4 protein-coding genes are annotated in these 4,327 nt (G+C 67.3%); 2 read left to right on the forward strand and 2 right to left on the reverse strand.

Features of this window, described 5'->3' with window-relative positions; all coding sequences use genetic code 11:
• Positions 1-1,180, forward strand: a 1,180-nt coding sequence (locus ACWELQ_RS39540) for an outer membrane protein assembly factor BamB family protein (protein WP_452402126.1), incomplete at its 5' end; no start/stop codon positions are given.
• 1 nt (position 1,181) lies between these two features.
• Here ACWELQ_RS39540 and ACWELQ_RS39545 read toward each other — a convergent pair.
• Positions 1,182-1,685: a PaaI family thioesterase gene (locus tag ACWELQ_RS39545; RefSeq protein ID WP_452402127.1), complete on the reverse strand. Its 504-nt coding sequence runs from the start codon at positions 1,683-1,685 to the stop codon at positions 1,182-1,184.
• Between the two features lie 152 nt (positions 1,686-1,837).
• Between ACWELQ_RS39545 and ACWELQ_RS39550 the strand changes: the two genes are divergently transcribed.
• The gene (locus ACWELQ_RS39550) at positions 1,838-2,434 is read left to right on the forward strand and encodes a YbhB/YbcL family Raf kinase inhibitor-like protein (protein ID WP_452402128.1); all 597 of its coding nucleotides are present in this window, start codon (positions 1,838-1,840) and stop codon (positions 2,432-2,434) included.
• A 6-nt stretch (positions 2,435-2,440) separates the two neighbouring features.
• Here ACWELQ_RS39550 and ACWELQ_RS39555 read toward each other — a convergent pair.
• Positions 2,441-4,327 (reverse strand): ATP-dependent Clp protease ATP-binding subunit (locus ACWELQ_RS39555; RefSeq protein WP_452402129.1); only part of this gene is annotated, 1,887 nt, incomplete at its 5' end.

The raw sequence follows: 4,327 nt of genomic DNA on the forward strand, positions 1-4,327 counted from the left end.
CGCGATCCGCACCCCGGGCAGCACCCGCCGCGCCGTCCCGAACTCACCGGTGGACGGCTGGATCTGCGTCGATTCGGGCGCACCCGCGTTCGGGATCTTCGCCGACGCCGAGCGCTGCCTGGTCGGCAATCAGCGCGGCGACGTCTTCACACTGACCCCGACCGGCGAGGTGACCAGCCGGTTCAAGCTGCCCGATGGCGTGAAATGCATTGTGGCCGACGATTTCTGGATCTACGCGGGCTGCGACGACGGGCGCGTGTACGACCTGTCCGGGAAGGTGCCGCGGGCGGCCTACGACATCGCCGCCGACGTCGACATCTACTGGCTCGACATCCACGACGGCATCCTCGGCGTCGCGGACGCGCAGGGCGGGCTGACCGTCATCGACCACGAGGAGGAGTCGCTGTGGACGCGGCGCTCCAGCGGCAACTCCGGGTGGATGGTGCGCATCGACAAAGACGGTGTGTACCACGGGCATTCGAACGGCGTCACCGCCTACGGACTGGCCACCGGCGACCAGAAATGGCATGTCGGCACCGGCGGCTCGGTGCTGTTCGGCTGGCAGGAGACCGACGCGGTCTACGCGGGCACCGCGCACCGGCAGGTGCGCATGGTGGCCAAGGACGGGCAGGCCGAGCGGGTCTACCACTGCGACGCGGCCGTATTCTCCTGTGCCACTTCACCGGACGGGCGCTACGTGTTCGCGGGCGACAACTACTCGTCGGTGTACTGCTTCGACGCCGAGGGCAAGCGGTTGTGGAAGCTGGCCACCGGCTGCGGGTCGGCGTACAGCATGCAGTACCACGACGAGAAGCTCTACCTGGTCACCACCAACGGCACGCTGGCCTGCCTGGATGTCAGCCAGCCCGCCGTCGACAATGCCGAACAGGGCGTGCTGCCGGAGACCCTGTCCATCAAGGCACCCGAGATGTCGGCCGTGGCGCCCAGCGCCAGTGTCGAGGTGGCTGCCGAGGCCGGGGACGGCATCGTGGTCGAATGCGTCCAGGAGGGGACGCACCTGCGCGTGCACGTGGTGTCGGACGGATACCAGCGCGGCTGGAATGTGCAGTTCCCCCGCGAGATTCGCGAGGCCGGGGTGCGGTACGTGGTCGACGCGGTGAGCGAGTCGGCGCGCGGCGGGTTCTACCGGGTGCGCGGCGACATTCGTAAGCTGCGCTGAATCAGGCTCCGACGCTGGACAACTCGCCCGGCGTCGCGCCCAGACGATGAAAATGCTCGGGGGGCACTTCCACGAAGATCGCCTGACCGGTGGCGACCACGGTGTCGCCATCGGTCAGCGTGGTGTCGATGAAGAATTTGCGCCCCTCCCGGGCGCGCAGCACCGAAGTGACCACGAATTCCCGGTTCAGGCGGGCCGGGGCGGAGAACGTGACGTCGAGTTTGACGGTGACGGCCGATAGGCGCAGCGGCATCAGGATCGAGCCCGAGGCTTCGTCCAGCGCCGCCGCGATGATGCCGCCGTGCGCGACCCCGGGCGCGCCCTGATGCCGCTCGTCCATGGTGAAAGTGCCACGCACGGTATCGCCTCGACGCTCGAAGGCGATCCGCGGTGAGGCCGGATTCGAGGGACCGCAACCGAAGCAGCCGGGGTGATGCGGCGGGAAAGGCCCCTCGGCGAGCAGGTCACCCAGGGGCAGCGGGGCGGCGTCGCGATCTCTCTCCATACCGATAAGTTAACTCAGATTCGAATCCACACACCATGGCGGCACCCGTCGAATAACCGACCGGGTTCCATGTATTGAGAATCGCGTTCCACATTCTGAATGCGGTGCGAGAATACCCGGGTCAGACATCGGATCTACTCCGAGAGAACGTCATGAATCGCATCGCACGTCGCATGGTCGCTGTTATCGGCATCCTGATCGCCGCCGGGACCACGGCTTGCAGTTCCGACCACCCCACCACGACAGCTACCGCCCTCACGGTTCGCTCGGGCATCCCGACTGCCGCCAAGAAGTTCGAGGTCGCCAGCCCGGACCTGAAGGACGGGCAGGCCATACCGCAGGCCCTGTGGGCCAACTCCAACGGCTGCACCGGCGGCAACCAGGTCCCGAAGCTGCAATGGTCCGGCGCGCCCGCCGAGGCTAAGAGTTTCGCGGTCACCATGTTCGACGTGGACGCCCCCACCGGCAGCGGCCTGTGGCACTGGCTGACCTGGGACATCCCCGCCACCGCCACCGACCTCACCGCGGCTCCGAACGCCATCGCAGGCACCAACGACCTCGGTATGGCGGGCTACCTCGGCCCCTGCCCGCCCACCGGCGACGGCGTGCACCACTACTGGATCACGGTGCTGGCCTTGGACACTCCGACGCTGGGCCTACCCGCCACCACCCCGCCCGCGCTGGCCGCCTCCGCCTTCTACCACCGCACCATCGCCTATGCCCGCATGACGGTGACGGCCCAGCAGTAGGCAACGTCAGCGTTTTCCGGTGGACGTCTTCGTCTTGCCGTTGCCGTTGGCGCTCTTGGTATTCGGCTTACCCGGCTTGTCCTTGCCGACGCTGAGGACGGATTCCTCGGTGATGGTGGCGTCGGTCTTCTTGCCGCCGGTGTGGTGGATGGCCTCGATCTGGAGGCCGTTGTCGTCGGCGTCGATGCGGACGGTGTCGCCGGGGGCGAGGGAGCCGTCGAGGAGCTTGCGGGACAGAGCGTTGTCGAGTTGTTTCTGGACGGTTCGGCGCAGCGGGCGGGCGCCGAACTCGGGCTGATATCCGTTGTCCGCCAGCCAGTCCATGGCCTTGTCGGAGACGTCGAGGGCGATGTCCTGGGCGTGCAGGCGGCGGCGGGTGCCGTCGAGGACCAGGTCGACGATGGTGCGCAACTGGGTCTTGTCGAGGCGGTGGAAGATGATCTGCTCGTCGAGGCGGTTGAGGAACTCGGGGCGGAACTGCTTGCGCAGGCGCTCCTCCAGCTGCGGCGTGATCGATGCCAGCTCACCGTCTTTGGCGCTGAGGATGAGGTCGGAGCCGATATTGCTGGTGAGGATCACGATGGTGTTCTTGAAATCGACGGTGCGGCCCTTGGAATCGGTGACGCGGCCATCGTCGAGCAGTTGCAGCAGCACGTTGAACACGTCCGGGTGCGCCTTCTCGACCTCGTCGAACAGGATCACCGAGTACGGCTGGCGGCGCACCTTGTCGGTGAGCTGGGCGGCATCGTCGTAGCCGACGTATCCGGGCGGCGCGCCGACCAGCCGCGACACCGTGTGCTTCTCCTGGAACTCGCTCATGTCGAAGCGGATGAGCCGGTCCTCGTCACCGAACACGGCCTGCGCCAACGCTTTCGCGAGTTCGGTCTTGCCGACGCCGGTGGGTCCGAGGAACAGGAATGATCCGATGGGCCGGTTCGGGTCGCCCAGTCCGGCGCGGGCGCGGCGCACCGCCTCGGCCACCGCGACGATGGCCTCCTCCTGGCCGATCACTCGCTTGTGCAGATCCTGTTCCAGCTTCAGCAGTTTCGCGCGCTCCTCGGTGGTGAGGTCGGCGACCGGGATGCCGGTGCGCCGCGACACCACCTCGGCGATATCGGTCATCTCCACCGTCGGGATCGAGGTGCGGTCCACCTCGTCGGCGGTCTTGCGCTCGGTCTTCGCGATCTCGGCCTTGATCTTGTTGGCCTTCTCGTAATCCTCGGCCGCGACGGCGGCGTCCTTCTCCCGATTCAGGTGCGCGAGCTTGTCTTCCAGCTCGCGGACCTTCGGGTCGGGGGTGCGCTCGCGCAGCCGCACCCGCGCGCCCGCCTGATCCACCAGATCGATGGCCTTGTCCGGCATGAACCGGTCGGTGAGATAGCGGTCGGAGAGTTCGGCGGCCGCGATGAGCGCCTCGTCCAGGTAGCGCACCTGGTGATGCTCCTCGTAGACGTCGGCGAGGCCGCGCAGGATCTCGATGGTGTCGGCCACCGACGGCTCGGACACCATGACCGGCTGGAAGCGGCGTTCGAGCGCGGCGTCCTTCTCGATGTAGCGGCGGTATTCGTCGATGGTGGTCGCGCCGATGGCGTGCAGTTCGCCGCGGGCCAGCGCGGGCTTGAGCATGTTCCCCGCGTCCATGGATCCGTCACCACCGCCGCCCGCGCCCACGATGGTGTGCAGTTCGTCGATGAAGACCACCAATTCGTCGGAGTGCTCCCGCACTTCGTCGAGCACCTTGGTCAGCCGCTCCTCGAATTCGCCGCGATATTTGCTGCCCGCGACCATGGCGCTCACGTCCAGTGCGATGACGCGGCGGTCGGCGAGGGTCTCGGGAACGTCGCCGTTCACGATGCGCTGGGCCAGGCCCTCCACGATGGCGGTCTTGCCGAC

The organism is Nocardia sp. NPDC004722 (assembly GCF_053601505.1).